We start from the raw sequence: 21,027 nt of genomic DNA, 5'->3' as shown, positions 1-21,027 counted from the left end.
GCCGCACACCGATCGGTGTGCGGCCCCGCTCTTTTTGTCCGCCGCCCTATCCGGCGACCGGGGAACGCGGAATCGACTTGGCGCGCAACACGACTCGCCGGACCGAACCCGCAGGCCCACGACCGAACGACGGCCCTGCACCCCAACCGCCGGGCATGACGTTGGCGTCCAGCGCCGGGGCCGGCATGACCTCCGACACGGCATCGGCCCAACCTGGCGGCACCGATAACGTGCCGAGCGAGGCCGCCTGGCCGAGGCCGGCCGAGGCAGCTGTGCCCTCGACCGACTGCGACGATCCATCCCCGGACGCCGCTCCCGGTGTGGCCAAGCCCTCGAGGGCCCGGGGTACCGAGGAGATCAATCGGGCCGTCTCCGTCGGGGCATTGCTTCCGGCAAGCCCGGCCGAGTTGGTCGTGCGCGGCGGCGAGGTGAACAACGAAAACGCCGAAGCAGCAGCCGAATTGGCGGCGTAGCGGTACATCGCCGCCGCGTCCTGTGCCCACATTTCGGTGTACTCGGCCTCGGTGGCCATGATCGCCGGCGTGCTCTGTCCGAAGATGTTGGTCGCGATCAACCCGATGAGCTGTGCGCGGTTGGCCGCGATCAGCGGCGGCGGCACGGTCATCGCGAGCGCCGCGTCGAAGGCGACCGCGGCGGCGGTAGCCTGCGCGGCCGCCGTCGCGCACTGCGCCGCGGTGGCGGTCATCCACGCGAGGTAGGGCGCCAGCGCGACCACCATCGACGTCGACGCCGGCCCCAGCCACGACTCGTCGGTGAGGCCGGTGATCACCCACTGATAGCCGATGGCGGCGTCGGCCAGCTCGGCGGCCAGCGACTCCCACCCCGCGGAGGCGGCCAACAACGTTCCGGGTCCCGGCCCCAGATACATCCGACCGGAATTGACTTCCGGTGGCAGCGCGCCGAAGTCCATCGCCTACGCCCGTCCCTCGATCGAGTTTGCTGACCCGTTGCCGCCCGGGTGGGTCGTCGCCCACGCGGCCGCGGAACGCGACCGTGGTCGGCCACCCCGCCGCGTCGCCGGACGGACCTCCTGACGGCCCAGGGGCCGCCGACGGCCACCGGGAGCGGGAGGCCCGGCGAAGGTGCGGACGTCCGCGTCGGCGACGGTCGGCAGCGGCCGCCCGGAAGCGGTCGGGTCGGTCGCATCCCCGGTGTCCGTCCCGAGGCCCGCAGCACCGAAGCCCAGGGCTCCGTCAACCGCCGACAACGGCCTTCGCGATGGTTGGCTCGTCGACCACGCTATGAAAAGCATTCGGCACTACCACTATTCGTAACGCCGTGTAACTTCACCGTAACGAGAATCGGGACAGCTCCGCCCTCGGCCGTCGCGTGTCCCCGCCGAACTTTAGCGGCATGCTCCCGGCTACCACATCTTGTGCTCAACGAAATCCATTCTTATGGAGTCGATTTGGCGATCCTATCCGCGAATCGGATCGATCCGCGGTCATCAAGAGCCATACATACCAGTATCTTTGGGAATCGCGCACTTCTCAACTTGGCCGACGATAAATGTCCGACAAGGATCGTCCGGCAATTTCGTGCGTGACCCACGGGAAATCCTTTTATTTGAGAGTTATATGAAGTCCGTGACAACCACATGTGCGCTTGGGAGAATGTAGGAACATGACGGTGATGTCCGGAAACGCAAGCGGCCAGCGGCCACGCCAGGCCATTCTGGGGCAGTTGCCCCGCATCTATCGTGCCGACGGCTCACCGATCCGGGTTTTGCTGGTGGACGACGAGCCCGCGCTGACCAACCTGGTGAAGATGGCGCTGCATTACGAGGGCTGGGTGGTCGACATCGCCCACAACGGCCGGGAGGCCATCGCGAAGTTCGAGACCGTCAACCCCGACGTGCTGGTGCTCGACATCATGCTCCCGGACGTGGACGGCCTGCGGATCCTGCAGCGCATCCGCGAATCCGACGCCTACACCCCCACGCTGTTCCTCACCGCCCGCGACTCCGTCATGGACCGGGTCACCGGTCTGACCGCCGGCGCCGACGACTACATGACCAAGCCGTTCAGCCTCGAGGAGCTCGTCGCCCGGCTGCGTGGGCTGTTGCGCCGCTCGACCCAGCTGACCCCGCCCGCGGCGGAAACCCTGAAGATCGGCGACCTGCACGTCGACACCGCCAGCCGGGAGGTCACCCGCGGCGGCACCCAGATATCGCTTTCGTCGACCGAGTTCGAACTGCTCCGGTTCCTCATGCGCAACCCCCGCCGCGCGCTGAGCCGCACCGAAATCCTGGACCGCGTCTGGAATTACGACTTCGCAGGCCGAACCAGCATCGTCGATCTGTACATCTCGTACCTGAGGAAGAAGATCGACTCCGGCAGGGAGCCCATGATCCATACCGTTCGCGGCGTTGGGTACATGCTGCGACCACCCGAATGACCCCCGAGCCGGCCACCGGATCCAGGGACCTTCCGCGGTGGCTGCCCCATTCGCTGCGCCGCCAGTTGCTACTGGGCGTGTTGGCCGTCGTCAGCGTGGTGTTGGTGACCGTCGGCATCGTCTCGGTGCTGAGCCTGCGCGGCTACGTCACAGCGATGAGCGATGCCGACGTCGCCCAATCCCTTGACGCGCTGAGCAATTCGTACACGAGATACCGAAACGGCGACCACGGTCCGACGCGCGGCGGCAACCAACCCATCGCGCAGGCGATGCTGGAGTTCACCGATCAAACGCCGGGCAACGTCATCGCCGTGCTGCACGACCGCGTCGTGATCGGCTCGGCCGTCTTTTCCGAGGCCGAGGCGCGGCCCGCGCCGGCCGACGTGGTGCACGCCATCGAGTCCCAGCCCTGGCCCGACGACGCCCCGCCGCGGACCGAGAAGCTGGGCAGCCTGGGTTCTTATCGGGTCGACAGCCGGGCCTACGGATCCGACCTGTTGGTCGTGGGCGTATCGCAAGCCCGGGCCAACAAGATCATCGCCCGCAAGAACATCACCACCACGGCGCTGGTCGCGGCCGCCCTTGCGGTTACGGCGGGGCTGACCATCTGGGTGGTCGGGATCACCCTTCGCCCGCTGCGCCGGCTCGCCGCCACCGCCGCCGAGGTCGCCGCCATGCCGCTGACCGACGACCATCGGATCAGCGTCCGGGTGCAGCCGAACGACACCGACCCCGACAACGAGGTCGGCATCGTCGGGCACACGCTGAACCGGCTGCTGGACAACGTCGACAGCGCGTTGGCGCATCGCGCCGACTCCGACCTGCGGATGCGCCAATTCATCACCGACGCCAGCCACGAGTTGCGCACCCCGCTGGCCGCGATTCAGGGGTATGCCGAGCTGACCCGCCAAGACAGCTCGGCGCTACCGCCGACCACCGAATACGCGCTGGCCCGCATCGAGGCGGAAGCGCGGCGCATGGCGGTGCTCGTCGACGAGCTGCTGCTGCTGTCGCGCCTGGGCGAGGGCCAGGACCTGCAGACCCAAGACGTCGACCTGGCGGACCTCGTCGTCAACGCCGTGAACGACGCGGCGGTCGCGGCGCCGACCCACCATTGGGTCAAAGACCTTCCCGACGAGCCGGTTTGGGTGCGCGGCGATCACGCCCGGCTCCACCAACTGGTCAGCAACCTGCTCAGCAACGCCCGGGTGCACACGCCGCCGGGCGTCACCGTGACGACAGGGATCACCTGCCGGCGCCACGGCGCGGAATCCCCCTACGTCGAGTTGACCGTCGCCGACGATGGTCCCGGCATCGACGCGGATCTACTCCCCCGGTTGTTCGAGCGGTTCGCGCGCGCCGACACGGCCCGGTCCAACGGGTCGGGCATCGGGCTGGGCCTGGCCATCGTGAGTTCGATCGCAGAGGCCCACCACGGGTCGGTTACCGCCGAATCCGCTGATGGCCGAACGGTTTTCCGAGTCCGGCTGCCGATGATCGATGATCCGGCCATGGGCGGCGCGCCGAGCCTGTAATCCTGCAGGCCCTCACTCGCACTTTGTCTGCGGATTTACAGCCTCGGCGAAATACGGCGGTCTAACGGGCGTAAAAAAACCGTAAAGGTGCACTACGGCGCCGTTAGGAAAGCGTCAACCAACGGCCCTACCACTCAGGTCCCGTCTAGTTTCAAGCTGACCTTGCCTCCGAGGACACTCGTTGAGGTTTGTAAACGCGGAACGGAGACAAGATGGGCGTGCTGGTCTACGTCTTAGTGACGATTGCGGTGTTTGCCCTCCTGGGCCTGACGCAGAAGCTGGTCGAGCGGCTGTGAACTACGAAAACGTTGTCGGCTTGGTGCTTTCCATTGTCCTCGCGCTGTACCTGGCCGGCGCCCTGCTGTTCCCGGAGAGGTTCTAGTGAGCACAACAACCGCGGGGCTGATCTTCCTCGCCTTCCTCGTCGCGGCACTGGTGGTGGTGCATGTGCCGCTCGGCGACTACATGTATCGCGTCTACATGTCGGACAAGGACTCGTCCGTCGAACGGGTGATCTACCGGCTGATCGGTGTCGATTCACGCTCGGAGCAGACGTGGGGCGCCTACGCCCGCAGCGTGCTGGCGTTCTCGTCGATCAGCATCCTGTTCCTGTTCGCGTTCCAGCTGGTGCAGAACAAGCTGCCGTTGCACCTGCACGATCCGGCCACCAAGATGACGCCCGCGCTGGCGTGGAACACGGCGATCAGCTTCGTCACCAACACCAACTGGCAGGCGTATTCCGGTGAGTCGACGCAGGGCCACCTGGTGCAGATGGCCGGGCTGGCGGTGCAGAACTTTGTCTCGGCCGCCGTCGGCATGGCGGTGGCGATCGCGCTGGTGCGCGGGTTTGCCCGCAAGCGCACCGGCGACCTCGGGAACTTCTGGGTCGACCTGGTGCGCACGGTGCTTCGCATCCTGCTACCCATTTCGATCATCGGGGCGATCCTGCTGATCGCGGGCGGCGCCATCCAGAACTTCCACCTGCACGACCAGGTCGCGACCACCCTCGGCGGCGCCCAACAGACCATCACCGGGGGGCCGGTGGCCAGCCAGGAGGCGATCAAGGAACTCGGAACCAATGGCGGCGGTTTCTACAACGCGAACTCCGCGCACCCCTTCGAGAACCCGACGGCGTGGACCAACTGGCTGGAGATCTTCCTGCTGCTGGTGGTCAGCTTTTCGTTGCCACGGACGTTCGGGCGCATGGTGGGCAGCACCAAGCAGGGCTACGCGATCGCATCGGTCATGGCGACGCTGTACGCGTTCAGCGTGTCTTGCATGCTCTGGTTCCAGCTGCAGCACCACGGCACGGTGCCGACAGCCGTCGGGTCGGCCTTCGAAGGCGTCGAGCAGCGGTTCGGCGTCGCCAACTCCGCGGTGTTCGCCGACTCGACGACGCTGACCTCGACCGGTGCCGTCGACTCGTTCCACGACTCCTACACCAGCCTGGGCGGCATGATGGCCCTGTTCAACATGCAGCTCGGGGAGGTCGCGCCCGGCGGCACCGGCTCGGGCCTCTACGGCATGTTGATCCTGGCGGTGATCACGGTGTTCGTCGCCGGACTGATGGTCGGCCGCACGCCGGAATACCTCGGCAAGAAGATCAATCCCCGCGAAATCAAGCTGGCCGCAAGCTATTTCCTGGTCACACCACTGATCGTGCTGACCGGAACCGCGGCGGCGATGGCATTGCCGGGTGAGCGCGCCGGGATGCTGAACACCGGCCCGCACGGGCTGTCGGAGGTGTTGTACGCGTTCACCTCCGCGGCCAACAACAACGGGTCGGCTTTCGCCGGCATCAGCGTCAACACCGATTGGTACAACACCGCGCTCGGACTGGCGATGGTCTTCGGCAGGTTCTTGCCCATGGTGCTCGTGCTGGCGCTGGCCGGCTCGCTGGCCAAGCAAGGCATGACGCCGGAGTCGGTGGGCACGCTGCCCACTCACCGGCCGCAGTTCGTCGGGATGGTCGCCGGCGTGACGGTGATCCTCGTTGCGCTTACGTTCCTGCCCATGCTGGCGCTCGGGCCCCTAGCCGAAGGAATCCACTGATGACCGCGACGACCATCGAACCCGCCGAGCAGGAGCAGGCCGGGGCACCCGTGAGCACCAAACGGGTGCAGGGCGGGTTGCTCGACCCGAAGATGCTGTGGAAGTCGACGCCGGACGCGCTGCGCAAACTCGACCCGCGCACCCTGTGGCGCAACCCGGTGATGTTCATCGTCGAGATCGGCGCCGCCTGGAGCACCGTGCTGGCGATCGCCAACGAGACGTGGTTCGCGTGGTTGATCGTGGTATGGCTATGGCTGACTGTGCTTTTCGCAAACCTCGCGGAGGCGGTGGCCGAGGGGCGCGGCAAGGCCCAGGCGGAGACGCTGCGGCGCGCCAAGACCCAGACCCTGGCGCGGCGACTCAGGAACTGGCAGCCCGGCGGCCCGGGCGTGGAGGAAGAGGTGGCGGCGCCGCTGCTGCAGCAGGGCGACATCGTCGTGGTCGAGGCGGGGCAGGTGATACCGGGCGACGGCGACGTGGTGGAAGGCATTGCCTCGGTGGACGAATCGGCGATCACCGGCGAGTCGGCCCCGGTGATCCGCGAGTCCGGCGGCGACCGCTCGGCGGTCACCGGCGGCACCACCGTGCTCAGCGACCGCATCGTCGTCAAGATCACCCAGAAGCCCGGGGAGAGCTTCATCGACCGGATGATCGCCCTCGTCGAGGGCGCCAACCGGCAGAAGACCCCCAACGAGATCGCGCTGAACATCCTGCTCGCCGCGTTGACGATCATCTTCGTCTTCGCAGTCGCGACACTGCAGCCGCTGGCGATCTACTCCAAGGCGAACAACCCGGGCGTCCCGGACAGCCAGGCGCTCAACGCAAGTGGCGTCACCGGCATCGTCATGGTGTCGCTGCTGGTGTGCCTGATCCCCACCACGATCGGCGCGCTGCTTTCGGCCATCGGCATCGCCGGCATGGACCGGCTGGTGCAGCGCAACGTGCTCGCCATGTCCGGGCGCGCCGTGGAGGCCGCCGGTGACGTCAACACGCTGCTGCTCGACAAGACGGGCACCATCACGCTGGGCAACCGGCAGGCCGGCGCCTTCATCCCCCTCGACGGCGTCACCAACGAGCAGCTGGCCGACGCCGCCCAATTGTCCAGCCTGGCCGACGAAACGCCGGAGGGACGCTCGATCGTCGTGTTCGCCAAGCAACACTTCGGGCTGCGCGCGCGCACGCCGGGCGAACTCACCCACGCCCACTGGGTGGAGTTTTCCGCCGCCACCCGGATGTCGGGCGTCGACGTGGACGGCCACCAGCTGCGCAAGGGCGCGGCCAGCTCGGTCGCGGAATGGGTACGCGCACAAGGCGGTAAGGTGCCCTCCCAGCTCGGCGAGATCGTCGACGGCATCTCCGCGGGCGGGGGCACCCCGCTGGTGGTCGGCGAGTGCCTCAATGGCGAGGCGTCGGTGCTGGGCGTCATCCACCTCAAGGACGTCGTCAAGCAGGGCATGCGGGAGCGCTTCGACGAGATGCGCAAGATGGGCATCCGCACGGTGATGATCACCGGCGATAACCCGTTGACCGCCAAGGCGATAGCGGACGAGGCCGGGGTCGACGACTTCCTCGCCGAAGCCACGCCGGAGGACAAGCTGGCGCTGATCAAGCGCGAGCAGGAGGGCGGCAAGCTGGTCGCGATGACCGGCGACGGCACCAACGACGCACCGGCGCTGGCGCAGGCCGACGTTGGCGTGGCGATGAACACCGGCACCTCGGCGGCCAAAGAGGCCGGCAACATGGTCGATCTCGACTCCGATCCCACCAAGCTGATCGAGATCGTCGAGATCGGCAAGCAGCTGCTGATCACCCGCGGGGCGCTGACGACCTTTTCGATCGCCAACGACATCGCGAAGTACTTCGCGATCATCCCGGCCATGTTCGTCGCGCTGTTCCCCGGGCTGGACATGATCAACATCATGCGGCTGCACAGCCCGCAGTCGGCGATCCTGTCGGCGGTGATTTTCAACGCGATCATCATCGTGGCGTTGATCCCGTTGTCGCTGCGCGGCGTGCGCTACACGCCGAGCAGCGCGTCAAAGCTGTTGAGCCGCAACCTTTACATCTACGGCCTCGGCGGCATCGTGGCCCCGTTCATCGGCATCAAGCTCATCGACCTGATCGTTCAATTCGTCCCGGGGATGTCCTGACATGAAGTTCTCCAGTTTCGTCCGCATGCATTGGGCGGCGTTCCGCGCGTTGCTGGTGCTGACCGTGATCACCGGCCTCGTCTACCCGGTTTTCGTCTGGCTGGTCGCGCAGATACCCGGACTGCACGACAAGGCCGAGGGGTCGATCCTCACCGCCAACGGCAAGACGGTCGGCAGCCGGCTGATCGGTCAGCTGTTCACCGACAAGGACGGCAACCCGCTGCCGCAGTACTTCCAGAGCCGCCCCTCGGCGGCCGGAAACGGCTACGACCCGCTGTCGTCGAGTGCGAGCAACCTGGGGCCGGAGAGCATCGTCGATGCACCGGGCAAGCCGAGCCTGCTGACGCAGGTGTGCACGCGCAGCACCGCGATCGGTCAGCTGGAGGGAGTCGACGGGTCCCGCCCGTTCTGCACCGGCGGCGGTGTGGGCGCGGTGCTGTCCGTGATCGGGCCCCGCGACGCCCGCGGAAACGTCGTGCACCCGACCCGCGTGGTGAGCGTCAACGAGCCGTGCCAGTCGACCTCGGCCCCGTTCCTGACGATGTACGAGGGCGTTCGGGTGGAGTGCGCGAAGTACGGGGAGGACTACACGATCGGCCAGATCGTGCCCGTCCGCGGGGCCGCCGCCGCCAACCCGGTCGTGCCCGCCGACGCGGTCACCGCCAGCGGCAGCGGCCTGGACCCGAACATCTCCCCGGCCTACGCCGACATCCAGGTCGCCCGCGTGGCAAAGGCCAGGCACGTCGGCGCCGATCAGATACGTGCGGTCCTGGCGCACTACCGCGACGGCCGCGACCTGGGGTTCTTCGGGGAGCCGACGGTCAACGTGCTGGAGCTCAACCTGCAACTCGATCGTCAATACCCGGCCTCGAGCTAGCGCCCGAGGGGGATGATGGTTGACGTGAGCGTAATCGACCACCGTCCCAAGCGCGGCGAGCTACGCATCTATCTCGGCGCCGCACCGGGCGTCGGCAAGACCTACGCGATGCTCGGCGAGGCACACCGGCGCCTGGAACGCGGCACCGACCTGGTGGCGGCGGTGGTCGAGACGCATGGCCGGGCGAAAACCGCCGAGCTGCTTGACGGTATCGAGGTCATCCCGCCGCATTACGTCGACTATCGCGGCGGCAGCTTCCCCGAGCTCGACGTGCCGGCCGTGCTGGCGCGCCACCCGCACGTGGTCCTGGTCGACGAACTCGCCCACACCAACACGCCCGGCAGCAAGAACGAAAAGCGTTGGCAGGACGTCGAGGAACTGCTCGACGCCGGGATCACGGTGATCTCCACGGTCAACATCCAGCATTTGGAGAGCCTCAACGACGTCGTCGCTCAGATCACCGGCATCGAGCAGCAGGAAACCATCCCGGATTCGATCGTGCGCCAGGCCTCGCAGGTCGAACTCATCGACATCACCCCGGAGGCGTTGCGCCGCAGGCTATCCCACGGCAACGTCTACGCGCCGGCCCGGATCGACGCGGCGCTGTCGAACTACTTCCGCGCCGGAAACCTCACCGCGCTGCGCGAATTGGCCCTGCTGTGGCTGGCGGATCAAGTCGACACCGCACTGGCCAAGTACCGGGCCGAGAACAAGATCACCGACATGTGGGAGGCGCGCGAGCGGGTGGTGGTGGCGGTGACCGGCGGCCCCGAATCGGAGACATTGGTGCGACGGGCATCGCGGATCGCGTCGAAGTCCAGCGCCGAGCTGATGGTGGTGCACGTCATCCGCGGTGACGGGCTGGCCGGCGTGTCGGAGCGCAGGATGGGCAAGATCCGCGAGCTGGCGAACAGCTTGGACGCGTCGCTGCACACCGTCGTCGGTGACGACGTGCCCACGGCACTACTGGATTTCGCGCGCGAAAACAACGCCACCCAGCTGGTCATCGGCACGTCGCGGCGGCCCCGGTGGGCGCGCATCTTCGAGGAGGGAATCGGCCCGACGATCGTCGAGCGGTCCGGGAAGATCGACGTGCACATGGTCACGCACGAGGAATCCACGCGCGGCCTGCACCTGGGGTCGCTCGTGCCCCGCGAGCGACGCGTCGCCTCGTGGCTAGCCGCGGTCATCGTGCCGTCGGCCGTCTGTGCGGTCTCGGTGACGTTGCTCGACCCGTACCTGAACAACGCCGGCGAGAGCGCGCTGTTCTTCGTCGGGGTGCTGCTGGTCGGGCTGTTGGGAGGCGTTGCCCCGGCGGCGCTTTCGGCTGTGTTGTCCGGGATGTTGCTGAACTACTACCTGATCCCGCCACGGCACAGCTTCACCATCGCCGAACCCAACAGCGCCATCACGGAATTGGTGCTGTTGCTGATCGCGGTCGCGGTCGCCGTTCTCGTCGACGGCGCGACCAAACGCACCCGCGAGGCCCGGCGCGCGTCCCAAGAGGCCGAGCTGCTGACGTTGTTCGCCGGATCGGTGCTGCGCGGCGCCGACCTCGAGACGCTGCTCGAGCGCGTGCGGGAGACCTATGCGCAGCGCGCGGTCAGCATGCTGCGCGAGCCCAGCGAAGAGGAGCGCGCCGCCGGAAAGAAGAGCTACATCGTCGCATGCGTGGGCAATGATCCTTGTGTGAGCGTCGATTCCGCCGACACCGCGATCGAGGTCGGCGACGACCTGTTTTGGATGCTGATGGCCGGCAAGAAGCTGTCCACCCGCGACCGCCGTGTGCTGAGCGCGGTGGCCAATCAGGCCGCGGGCCTCATCCGGCAGCGCGAGCTGGCGGAGGAGGCCAGCCGGACCGAGGCGATCGTGCGGGCCGACGAGTTGCGGCGCTCCCTGCTCTCGGCGGTCAGCCACGACCTCCGCACGCCGCTGGCGGCGGCCAAGGTCGCCGTGTCCAGCCTGCGCGCCGAAGATGTCGCCTTCTCCCCCGCAGACACGGCGGAATTGCTGGCCACCATCGAGGAATCCATCGACCAGCTGACCGCGCTGGTCGGCAACCTGCTCGACTCCTCGCGCCTGGCAGCCGGCGTGATCCGCCCGGACCTGCGCCGGGTGTATCTGGAGGAAACGGTGCAACGCGCGCTGGTCAGCATCGGCAAGGGCGCCACCGGGTTTTACCGATCGGCGATCGACCGGGTCAAGGTCGATGTGGGCGACGCGGTGGTGATGGCCGACGCCGGCCTGCTGGAACGCGTGCTTGCGAACCTGATCGACAACGCGCTGCGCTACGCGCCCAACTGCGTGGTTCGGGTCAACGCGGGCCGGGTGGGCGATCGCGTCCTGATCAATGTCATCGATGAGGGTCCCGGAATCCCGAAGGGCGCCGAGGACCAGATCTTCGAGGCCTTCCAGCGGCTGGGCGATCACGACAACACCACCGGCGTGGGGCTGGGGATGTCGGTGGCTCGCGGCTTCGTGGAGGCGATGGGCGGCAGCATTTCGGCCGGTGACACGCCGGGCGGCGGGCTCACCGTCGTGGTGGATCTGGCCGCGCCGCAGGAGTTTGGCGCAGTATGACCCGGGTACTGGTGATCGACGACGAGCCGCACATCCTGCGCGCGTTGCGGATCAACCTGTCCGTGCGTGGCTACGAGGTGATCACCGCGTCGACCGGTGCCGGGGCGTTGCGCGCGGCCGCCGAGCACAAGCCCGACGTGGTGGTGCTGGACCTCGGGCTGCCGGACATATCCGGCATCGAGGTGCTGGCCGGCCTGCGCGGCTGGCTGTCGGCGCCGGTGATCGTGTTGTCGGCGCGCACCGATTCGTCCGACAAGGTCGAGGCCCTCGACGCCGGCGCCGACGACTACGTGACGAAACCCTTTGGGATGGACGAGTTCCTGGCGCGATTACGCGCCGCGGTCCGCCGCAATGCGGCGGCCTCGGAGACGGACGAGCCCGTCGTCGAAACCGACGCGTTCACCGTCGATCTCGCCGCCAAGAAGGTCACCAAGGACGGCGCCGAGGTGCATCTCACGCCCACCGAATGGGGCATGCTCGAGGTGCTGGTGCGCAATCGCGGCAAGCTGGTGGGCCGCGAGGAGTTGCTGAAGGAGGTATGGGGCCCGGCGTATGCCACCGAAACCCATTACCTGCGTGTGTATCTCGCCCAGCTGAGGCGCAAACTCGAGAACGACCCGTCGCATCCCAAGCACCTGCTGACCGAGTCGGGGATGGGCTACCGCTTCGAAGCGTGAGTGTGCGCTGAGGGTTTTCGGTGTGCGCTGAGGGTGCATATTTCGAGACATCGCCGCCATGAATACACACCGAAAGCCGTGAGTTCACAACGGTTCCCGGCGAAGTCACATACGCCACACTGGCATCTGGCTGGAGCCGGCACCCTTTCTGCCCGCCTCCGAGCGACAAGTTCAGGCGATGTCGTACCGGTATGCGACCCTGCGGCAATGAACCTTCGAGGAATCGAACTGCGCTACGTGCTCGCAATGCATCTCGCCTGTAATGGGCGGGCAACCGTCGCCGAAATGCTCCATGCGCTTGAAGCGCAAGGCTTTCGCGTCCCCGGCAGGGCATCGAAAGTCGTTTCAGATGCCCTGCGTTGGGCGACGGGTCGGGACAGGGTGCGCCGGCTTCGGCGCGGGGTGTACGGGCCGGGTTATATCCCGCGCTCCACCGAGCACCGAATACATCGACGGGTGCTCGCGCTGCGGGAGGCGGCACAGTCGCTCTGAGGCGGGCACAACGGGTGGTGCCTCCGCGCGGGTGCCAATGGGGCGGATGCGACTCACCCGGCGATCGACAGCACGATGCCGTCCAGGATGTCGTGTTCGCTGACGATCAACTCGTCGATGCCGGCGCGGGCGCGCAGCTCGCGGGCCAATTCCTCCACCACGATCGCGCCGCCGCCGATCACGTCGGCCCGGCCCTCGTGCATCGGCGGCAGCGCGGCGCGCTCGGATCGCGTCATCCCGATCAGCCGCTCGCACACCGCCAGCAGGTCAGCATCGGGCACGCGGGAAAGGTGAATGGCCGCAGCGTCATACGCCGTCATGTTGTGCGCCAGCGCGGACAGCGTCGTCATCGTGCCGGCCAGCCCGACCCAGGTCCGCGCCCCTTCGACGTCCACGACACCCAGCGCGACGTCGAGGCGCTCACGCACCACCGCCCGGGCGGCCGCCACCTCGTCGGGCGTGGGCGGGTCGGAGTGCAGGCAGCGCTCGGTCAGCCGGACGCACCCGATGTCGGCCGAGTAAGCGGCCACCACCCGCTCACTGCCGAGCACGATCTCGGTCGAGCCGCCGCCGAGGTCGACGACGACGAAAGGCGCGGCGGTGCTATCCAATTCGCCAACGGCGCCATGAAAGGAAAGCGAAGCCTCTTCCGCCCCGCTGATCACCTCGGCCACCGCGCCGGGCAGCACCGCGCCCAGCACCTCGGCCGTCATCGCGAAGAAAACATCGCGATTGGTGACATCGCGCGCCGCGGACGTCGCCACCATCCGCACCCGCTCGACGCCGTGCGCCTTCAGCAGCGACGCATAGTCGGTCAGGGCGGCGCGGGTCCGCGCGATCGCGTCGGGGGCGAACTCGCCCGTCGCGTCGACGCCCTGGCCCAGCCGCACGATTCGCGTCTCGCGGTGCACGTCGTGCAGCCGGCCGCCACGCGCGTCGGCGATCAGCAACCGGATGGAGTTGGTCCCGCAATCGATTGCGGCGAGCCGGCTCACCACTGCCCCGCCACCAAAACACCGGCCATGGCCGGGTCGTCGGCCAGCACCGACAACGCCTCGTCCCCAAGCGGATTCACGCCGGGACCCTTCGCCAGCGAGTGCGCGATCAGGACGTGCAGGCACTTGACCCGATCCGGCATCCCGCCGCCGGAGAACGTCGTCCCCAGTGGTTCGATCGCGTCACGTTCGGCCAGATACGACTCGTGCGCCCGCCGATACGCGGCCGCCAACTCGGCATCCGTCCGCAACCGCTCGGTCATCTCGCGCATCAATCCCGTCGTCTCGAGTCGGCTCGCCGCCGCGGTCAGCGCCGGGTGGGTGAGGTAGTACAACGTCGGAAAGGGCGTGCCGTCAGGGAGTTTCGGCGCGGTCTTCACCACGCCGGGTTCGCCGTTGGGGCAACGGTAGGCGATCTCGAGCACCCCGCGCGGCTCGCGGCCGAGCTGACGCGCCACCGCTTCCAGATCGGCACGATCAACCACCGGGAGCCAGGGGGTCCGGTGGCGGCGGCGCGGCCGGCGGCAGGTGGGGCGCGTCGGCGATGGTGTGCCACAGCGAGGTGTACCACGGATTGTTGTTCGCCGGTTTCGGCGCGTCGGCCCCCGGTTGGGGGGACACCGCCGCCGTCGGCGGAAGCTGAACCTGGAACGGAATGTCCCCGGGCATCACGAAGCCGAGGCGCTCGCGGGCCTGCGCCGCAATGTATGCCGGGTCGCCGAGCTTGACCTTTTTCTGCTCCAGGTCGGCGATCTGGCGGCGCAGCGCGGCTTCGCTCGCGGCCAACTGGTTCATCTCGGTGCGCTGGGCGAAGTAGGTGCGCACCGGGCCGGCGATGGTCAGGGTCAGCACGCAGATCACCGCGGCCAGCACCGCCGCCCGCCGCGCGGTGAACCCGAGCCGCTGATCGGAGCGCTGTTCGACGGACTCGGCGACCTGACGCTTGATGGGCTCGACGACGCGCTCCTGCACCGACCGCTGCGGCGGCGCAGAGGGCTTGGCCGATCGACGGCGCCGAACCGAGTCGCCGGCCTTCCCCGGGCGCGATGCCGGGGAGCGGCGCTTCGGATCGGGCTTGGGCGTCAAGCTATTTCAACCTACTTCTGCTCCAGCGCGAACCGCGGGAAGGCCAGATCGCCGGCGTAGCGTGCCGCGTCGCCGAGGGCTTCCTCGATCCGCAACAGTTGATTGTATTTGGCCACGCGCTCGCTGCGGGCGGGCGCGCCGGTCTTGATCTGGCCGCTGCCGACCGCGACCGCCAGGTCGGCGATGGTGGTGTCCTCCGTTTCGCCGCTGCGGTGGCTCATCATCGTGCGATACCCGCTGTGGTGGGCCAGCGCGACGGCGTCGAGGGTCTCGGTGAGCGTGCCGATCTGATTCACCTTGACCAGCAACGCGTTTGCCACGCCCTTGTCGATGCCCTCTTCGAGCCGTTCGGGGTTGGTGACGAAGATGTCGTCGCCGACGATCTGCACCCGGTCCCCGATCGACGCGGTCAGGGCCGCCCACCCTTCCCAATCGTCTTCGGACAGCGGGTCTTCGATGGACACCAGCGGATAGGAGCCGAGCAGGCCGGCGTAGAACTCGGCCATCTGCTCGGCGGTGCGGGCGCTGCCCTCGAAGGTGTAGCCGGTGCCGTCGGCGTAGAACTCGGTGGCCGCCGCGTCGAGGGCCAACGCCACGTCGGTACCCAGCTTGAAGCCGGCCAACTCGATGGCGCGACCGATCAGGTCCAGCGCCGCCGTGGTGCCCGCGACGTCGGGGGCGAACCCGCCCTCGTCGCCCAGCCCGGTGGCAAGCCCCTCCTTCTTCAACACCGACTTGAGCGAGTGGTACACCTCGGCGCCCCACCGCAGCGCCTCCGCGAAGCTGGGCGCGCCGAGCGGCGCGACCATGAACTCCTGAATGTCGACGCCGGTGTCGGCGTGGGCGCCGCCGTTGAGGATGTTCATCATCGGCACGGGCAGAATGTGCGCGTTCGGCCCGCCGATGTAGCGGAACAGCGGCAACTCGGCGGAATCGGCGGCCGCCTTGGCGACCGCCAGCGAGACGCCCAGGATCGCGTTGCCGCCTAACCGCGACTTGTCCGGGGTGCCGTCGAGGTCCACCAACGCCTGGTCCACCAGCCGCTGGTCGTCGGCGGCCAGGCCGATCACGGCGGGACCGATCTCGTCGAGCACGGCCTGCACCGCCTTCTGCACGCCCTTGCCGCCGTAACGCTCACCGCCGTCACGCAACTCGACGGCCTCGTGCTCGCCGGTCGACGCCCCGGACGGCACCGCCGCGCGGGCAAACGTCCCGTCCATCAGAGCTATCTCGACCTCGACCGTCGGGTTGCCGCGGGAATCGAGGATCTCGCGGGCCCCGACCTGCTCGATAATCGGCACTGGGTTTCTCCTTGTCGTAGCTGGCGCCGTCAGCGATACATCCTGCTACAGCGGGTGATGCGCCGCATAGGCGGTCGCCCAGTCCCGCACCGCCCGCGCGTAGACACCGGAGTTGTTGTAGGCCCGCAGCGCGGTGATCCAGCCCCGCGGTGTGGCGAGATCTTTTCCACGCCAACACAGATAACCCGCCGCCGCCAGGGCCGCGTCGTCGATGTTGTCGGGGCTGACGACGCCGTCGTTGTGGGCGTCCACCCCGTACAGCCGCCACGTCTCCGGAATGAACTGCATCGGCCCCATTGCGCGCACCACGCCCGCACCGCCCTCCACGCCGTCCTCGCTGTCGACGATGCGCAGCGTGCCCCCGGTGCCGTCCAGGCGAACTCCCCGAATGGGCGGGTTCACATCACCGTTCGGCGAGAGCGTCGCGCCCCGGTAGGTGCCATGGTGGCTTTCGACCTGCCCGATGCCGGCCAGCGTGGTCCACGCGATGTGGCACTTGGGGTTCTCGACCTCGGCGACGCGCGCGGCGTACGCGTAGGCCTCCAGCGCGACGACGGGAATCTCCAACGCGGCCGACCGTTGCTCGGCCCACTGGCGCAACTGATCCGCGGGCCGGCCACTCAGGTGGGTGTCGACCGGCGGCACCGGATCCCCCGCCGGCGGCGGCACCCCTTCCGGGATGAACAGGCTCAACTGCCAGGTGCAACTGGAGGCGAGGATCATGGCGGTGGCGCCGATCACGGCGACCGCGCGCAACCAACGCCTCGGCGACACCATGCCCCTCTGAAACTCCCCTGGACTTTCCCAACACGTACCTCGACCACGACCATCGTCCCACGGGTTTCGGCCCTGGCCCGTCGATTCCGGGCCCGCGCCCCCGATGCGGCGTCGATCGTCAGCCAAGGGGTCCAACCGCGGTCATTTTCGGCCCCGACGCTTCTTGGAGCCCCCTTCGGACGCCTTGGACCTGGCAACGGGTTCCTCGCCCCCAGCCTCAACGGCGTCGGTTACCGCACCGGGTGGCCAGTGCGCGCGCCACTCCTCCTCGGTGATCTCGCCCAGCGGCGCCACATCCAGCTCGACCGGAACGTCGTCGCCCCGGCGGCTGGCCGCGATCGACCTCTCCACACCGCGGACGGTGTCGACGAACTCTAAAACTGCCGTGCGGAGCGCACTTTCCGCGTCGACGTCGGCCGACACGGAGACCGACGTGATCTCGGCCGGGATCAGGTCGACGGGCAGGCCCGCCTTCTCGACGCGTTGAATCACTTTCTGCGCCAACGCCAATGCCGGCTGACCGGTGTGGACGTCGTCCATCACCGAATTCCGCGACTTCTCGGCGGCCTTGCGCTGCTCCCACTGCGCCAGCTGCTCTTCCAGCGAAATCGATTGTCCCGCAAGCACTCCAGGCACCCGATTGCCGAGCTTGCGCATCAGTGTGACGGCGACATCGTCGATGGTGAACGGAAGCTGCGGCGCGTCCTCGGCGATGCGGGCGTGAAAGAGAACCTGCAGCAACACGTCGCCGAGTTCCTCGCGCAGCAGGTCGGCGTTGCCGCTGCGCACCGCGTCGAGCAGCTCGTAGGTCTCCTCCAGCAGGAACCTGCGCAACGAGTCGTGAGTTTGCTCACTCTCCCAGGGCCCCGCGGTGCGCAGCTTGTCCATCATCGCGACGGCGTCGACCAGCCGCTCGCCGCGCGGCGTGTCCGGAGCCGAGATCAGGCGGGCCCCGGTAGCCAACCGGGCGACGACGGCGGGGTGGTCCGGATCGGACGACAGCAGCACCGGCGCGTCATCCCCGGAGTGCACGGGCCGCGCCGCGGGCAGCGACCAGGGCACCGCGACTGGCATCTCCTCGGTGTACTGCACCTCGCCGGCGAGGTGCTCGATGGCCTCGACCGGCACCAGCGACGGGCGGCGGGGATCGAACAAGACGACGATCGTCACGCTCGTCGCTCCTCCCCGCGCATCGGTGCTGGCTGTGACCCCGTTATACCAACCTCCACCTGTGGCTTTCCCTGCAGCGCCGTCACCAGGTTGGCCACCATCTGCAGCAACTCGACGTCGCGCAGCCGCGGCGCGCCGACCCCGCCCGCCCGCGGAATAGGCACCTGCACGGTCGACGTCGTGGCGCGGTAGTGCGCCGCCGGATACATCCGCTTGAGCCGCACCTGCGCCGAATCCAGCAGCGTCACCGGCGACAACCGCACGGTCGACGCCGACGGGGCCGACACCTCGGTGATGCCGGCGGCGCGGCACAGCAGCCGCAACCGCGCCACGGCGACCAGCCGCTCGGCGGGCTCGGGCAGCGCCCCGTAGCGGTCGACGAGCTCCTCGACCACGGCGCTGACGGCGGCGTCGTCGGAGGCGGCGGCGAGCCGCCGGTAGCCCTCCAGCCGCAGCCGGTCGCTGGCGATGTAGTCCGGCGGCAGGTGCGCGTCCACCGGCAGGTCGATCCGAACGTCCTTGGGCTCCTCGGGCGTGGTGACCGTTTCCCCGTCGGCGGCGGCCCGATAGGCCTCCACCGCCTCACCGACCAGCCGCACGTACAGGTCGAAGCCCACCCCGGCGACGTGCCCGGACTGCTCGACGCCCAGGACGTTGCCGGCGCCGCGGATCTCGAGGTCCTTCAGCGCGACCGCCATGCCCGCGCCCAGCTCGTTGTTCTGCGCGATGGTCGCCAACCGGTCGTAGGCCGTCTCCGTCAGCGGCGCGTGCGGCGGATAGAGGAAGTAGGCGTACCCGCGCTCGCGGCTGCGCCCGACCCGTCCGCGCAGCTGGTGCAGCTGGGACAGCCCGAAGGTGTCGGCGCGCTCGACGATCAGCGTGTTGGCGTTGGAGATGTCCAGGCCCGTCTCCACGATCGTGGTGCACACCAGGATGTCGTATTCGCGGTTCCAGAAGCCCTGCACGGTGCGTTCCAGCCGCTCTTCGGGCATCTGCCCGTGCGCGACGACGACGCGCGCCTCGGGCACCAGCTCGCGCACCCGCGCCGCGGCCCGGTCGATGGAGCTCACCCGGTTGTGCACGTAGAACGCCTGGCCGTCGCGCAGCAGCTCGCGCCGCAGGGCGGCCGCGACCTGCTTGTCGTCCTGCGGGCCGACGTAGGTCAGCACCGGGTAGCGCTCCTCGGGCGGGGTCAGGATCGTCGACATCTCCCGGATCCCGGCCAGGCTCATCTCCAGCGTGCGCGGGATCGGGGTGGCGCTCATGGTGAGCACGTCGACGTGGGTGCGCAGCGACTTGATGTGTTCCTTGTGCTCGACGCCGAAGCGCTGCTCCTCGTCGACGACGACCAGCCCCAGGTCCTTCCAGCGCACCCCGGTCTGCAGCAGCCGGTGGGTGCCGATCACGATGTCGACCGTCCCGTCGGCCAGGCCCTCGATCACCGCGCGGGACTCGGCGGCGTCGGTGAACCGGGACAGCCCCTTGACGGTCACCGGGAAGTCGGCCATCCGGTCGCTGAACGTCTGCAGGTGCTGGTCGGCGAGCAGCGTGGTGGGGACCAGCACGGCGACCTGCTTGCCGTCCTGAACCGCCTTGAACGCCGCCCGCACCGCGATCTCGGTCTTGCCATAGCCGACGTCCCCGCAGATCACCCGGTCCATCGGCACCGGCTTCTCCATGTCGGCCTTGACCTCGGTGATCGCGGTGAGCTGGTCGACGGTCTCGGTGAAGCCGAACGCGTCCTCCATCTCGGCCTGCCACGGCGTGTCCGGCCCGAACGCGTGTCCGGCGCTGGCCTGCCGCTTGGCGTAGAGCGCCACCAGCTCGCCGGCGATCTCGCGCACCGCGCGGCGCGCCTTGGTCTTGGTGTTCGCCCAGTCGCTGCCGCCGAGCCTGCTCAGCGCCGGCGCCTGCCCGCCGACGTAGCGCGACAGCTGGTCCAGCGAGTCCATCGGGACGTACAGCTTGTCGGAACCACCGCCCCGCTTGGCCGACGCGTATTCAAGCACCAGGTATTCGCGCCGCGCGCCGCCGACGGTGCGCTCGACCATCTCCACGAACCGCCCGATCCCGTGCTGATCGTGCACCACCAGGTCCCCGGCCGTCAGCGCCAGCGGGTCGACGGTGTTGCGCCGCTTGGCCGCCAGCCGCTTGCCCTCGACGGCAGTGGCCCGGTTGCCGGTCAGGTCCGTCTCGGTGATGACGACCAGGTTGGGGGGATCGCTCGGGATTATCAGACCGTCGTGCAGCGGGCCCTTGAGCACGCCCACCACACCCGCCTTGGGGGCGGCGCCGGGCTCCAGCATGGCGGCGGGGGTGTCGGACTCGGCGAGCCGCTCCACCACCCGGTGGGCGGTGCCGGTGCCGGGCGCGACGACCGCGGCGTGCCCGCCGGTGCTGACGTGGGCGCGCAGCATCGCGAAGATGCCGTCGATGTCGTGTTGGTGCCCGCGGGCCGACGGCGCCGCCCGGACGTCCAGTTCCACGGCTGACTCGTCGGAGAGCTGGCTCAGCGTCCACCAGGGATGACCCGACCGCGCCGCTGCGGCGCGCACGTCGTCCAGTTCGGCGAACCCCGACCCGCCGAACTGCTCCAGGTCGACGGGCGCGTCGGTGCCCAGCGCCGCCACCGACCACGACGCCTCGAGGAATTCGCTGCCCGTCTTGATCAGGTCGGCGGCCCGGGTGCGCACCTTCTCCGGGTCGCACACCAGCACCGGCGTGCGGTCGGCCAGTTGGTCGGTCAGCAGCACGTGTTCGCCGGGACGCAACACCGGCAGCAGCGCCTCCATGCCGTCGACCGCGATGCCCTCGCCCAGCTTGGCCAGCATGTCGGTGACGCTGCCGGTGATGGCGGGTTCGGCCCCGGAGTGCCGGGCGGCCAGCGCGGCGGCCCGCTCCCGCACGCCGTCGGTGA

Annotated in this window: 16 protein-coding genes and 1 pseudogene; 9 read left to right on the top strand and 8 right to left on the bottom strand. The window is 68.6% G+C overall.

What is annotated here, in order from left to right:
* Positions 1 to 46 precede the first annotated feature (46 nt).
* Positions 47 to 931 carry a PPE family protein gene (locus A9X00_RS22105; protein ID WP_067158412.1) on the bottom strand — a complete coding sequence of 295 codons (885 nt, stop codon included), beginning with the start codon at positions 929 to 931 and terminating at the stop codon, positions 47 to 49.
* A 713-nt stretch (positions 932 to 1,644) separates the two neighbouring features.
* Here A9X00_RS22105 and A9X00_RS22100 point away from each other — a divergent pair.
* The 9 genes and pseudogenes from A9X00_RS22100 (at position 1,645) to A9X00_RS30135 (ending at position 12,884) form a co-directional block, all read left to right on the top strand.
* The gene (locus A9X00_RS22100; RefSeq protein WP_067158410.1) at positions 1,645 to 2,418 is read left to right on the top strand and encodes a response regulator transcription factor; all 774 of its coding nucleotides are present in this window, start codon (positions 1,645 to 1,647) and stop codon (positions 2,416 to 2,418) included.
* Complete coding sequence (locus tag A9X00_RS22095) at positions 2,415 to 3,953, top strand: cell wall metabolism sensor histidine kinase WalK (RefSeq protein WP_067158408.1); 1,539 nt, start codon at positions 2,415 to 2,417, stop codon at positions 3,951 to 3,953. Before A9X00_RS22100 ends, A9X00_RS22095 begins: the two co-directional genes overlap by 4 nt.
* 292 nt (positions 3,954 to 4,245) lie before the next feature.
* Positions 4,246 to 4,335, top strand: coding sequence for a potassium-transporting ATPase subunit F (locus A9X00_RS22085; RefSeq protein WP_067158403.1), 90 nt, complete (start codon positions 4,246 to 4,248; stop codon positions 4,333 to 4,335).
* Positions 4,335 to 6,005, top strand: a complete 1,671-nt coding sequence (gene kdpA / locus A9X00_RS22080; RefSeq protein ID WP_067158401.1) for a potassium-transporting ATPase subunit KdpA — start codon at positions 4,335 to 4,337, stop codon at positions 6,003 to 6,005. Before A9X00_RS22085 ends, kdpA begins: the two co-directional genes overlap by 1 nt.
* Positions 6,005 to 8,155, top strand: coding sequence for a potassium-transporting ATPase subunit KdpB (gene kdpB, locus A9X00_RS22075; RefSeq protein ID WP_067158399.1), 2,151 nt, complete (start codon positions 6,005 to 6,007; stop codon positions 8,153 to 8,155). The genes kdpA and kdpB overlap by 1 nt, the downstream gene beginning before the upstream one ends.
* Position 8,156: 1 nt before the next feature.
* On the top strand, positions 8,157 to 9,032 hold the full coding sequence (locus A9X00_RS22070; RefSeq protein WP_067158397.1) for a potassium-transporting ATPase subunit C: 876 nt from the start codon (positions 8,157 to 8,159) through the stop codon (positions 9,030 to 9,032).
* Between the two features lie 12 nt (positions 9,033 to 9,044).
* Positions 9,045 to 11,612 (top strand): sensor histidine kinase KdpD, encoded by a 2,568-nt coding sequence (locus tag A9X00_RS22065; protein ID WP_067158395.1) that lies wholly within the window; start codon positions 9,045 to 9,047, stop codon positions 11,610 to 11,612.
* Entirely contained in the window at positions 11,609 to 12,289 is a 681-nt protein-coding gene (locus A9X00_RS22060; protein ID WP_067158393.1) for a response regulator, read from the top strand. Before A9X00_RS22065 ends, A9X00_RS22060 begins: the two co-directional genes overlap by 4 nt.
* A gap of 207 nt (positions 12,290 to 12,496) precedes the next feature.
* Positions 12,497 to 12,884: pseudogene (locus A9X00_RS30135) on the top strand (hypothetical protein).
* Here the strand turns inward: A9X00_RS30135 and A9X00_RS22055 are convergent.
* From A9X00_RS22055 to mfd, 7 genes are all read right to left on the bottom strand, one after another.
* The gene (locus tag A9X00_RS22055) at positions 12,835 to 13,779 is read right to left on the bottom strand and encodes a Ppx/GppA phosphatase family protein (protein ID WP_156772230.1); all 945 of its coding nucleotides are present in this window, start codon (positions 13,777 to 13,779) and stop codon (positions 12,835 to 12,837) included. The pseudogene A9X00_RS30135 and the gene A9X00_RS22055 sit on opposite strands and share 50 nt — an antisense overlap.
* Complete coding sequence (locus A9X00_RS22050) at positions 13,773 to 14,261, bottom strand: DUF501 domain-containing protein (protein ID WP_067158391.1); 489 nt, start codon at positions 14,259 to 14,261, stop codon at positions 13,773 to 13,775. The genes A9X00_RS22055 and A9X00_RS22050 overlap by 7 nt, the downstream gene beginning before the upstream one ends.
* A complete protein-coding gene (locus A9X00_RS22045; protein ID WP_067158389.1) occupies positions 14,254 to 14,862 on the bottom strand; it encodes a septum formation initiator family protein in 609 nt (202 codons plus the stop codon). Before A9X00_RS22045 ends, A9X00_RS22050 begins: the two co-directional genes overlap by 8 nt.
* Before the next feature lie 11 nt (positions 14,863 to 14,873).
* Positions 14,874 to 16,163 carry a phosphopyruvate hydratase gene (eno, locus tag A9X00_RS22040; RefSeq protein ID WP_067158387.1) on the bottom strand — a complete coding sequence of 430 codons (1,290 nt, stop codon included), beginning with the start codon at positions 16,161 to 16,163 and terminating at the stop codon, positions 14,874 to 14,876.
* A 45-nt stretch (positions 16,164 to 16,208) separates the two neighbouring features.
* Positions 16,209 to 16,937, bottom strand: a complete 729-nt coding sequence (locus tag A9X00_RS22035) for a lytic transglycosylase domain-containing protein (RefSeq protein WP_156772232.1) — start codon at positions 16,935 to 16,937, stop codon at positions 16,209 to 16,211.
* Positions 16,938 to 17,081: 144 nt separating this feature from the next.
* The gene (locus A9X00_RS22030) at positions 17,082 to 18,104 is read right to left on the bottom strand and encodes a nucleoside triphosphate pyrophosphohydrolase (protein ID WP_156772231.1); all 1,023 of its coding nucleotides are present in this window, start codon (positions 18,102 to 18,104) and stop codon (positions 17,082 to 17,084) included.
* 2 nt (positions 18,105 to 18,106) lie between these two features.
* Positions 18,107 to 21,027: transcription-repair coupling factor (gene mfd / locus A9X00_RS22025; protein ID WP_067158381.1), on the bottom strand; the 2,921-nt coding region annotated here is incomplete at its 5' end.

The sequence above is a fragment of the Mycobacterium sp. 1245805.9 genome (assembly GCF_001672915.1).
Classification (GTDB): Bacteria; Actinomycetota; Actinomycetes; order Mycobacteriales; family Mycobacteriaceae; genus Mycobacterium.
The sequence above is the reverse complement of the archived record's forward strand: the minus strand, read 5'-3'. Positions and strand labels throughout refer to the sequence as shown.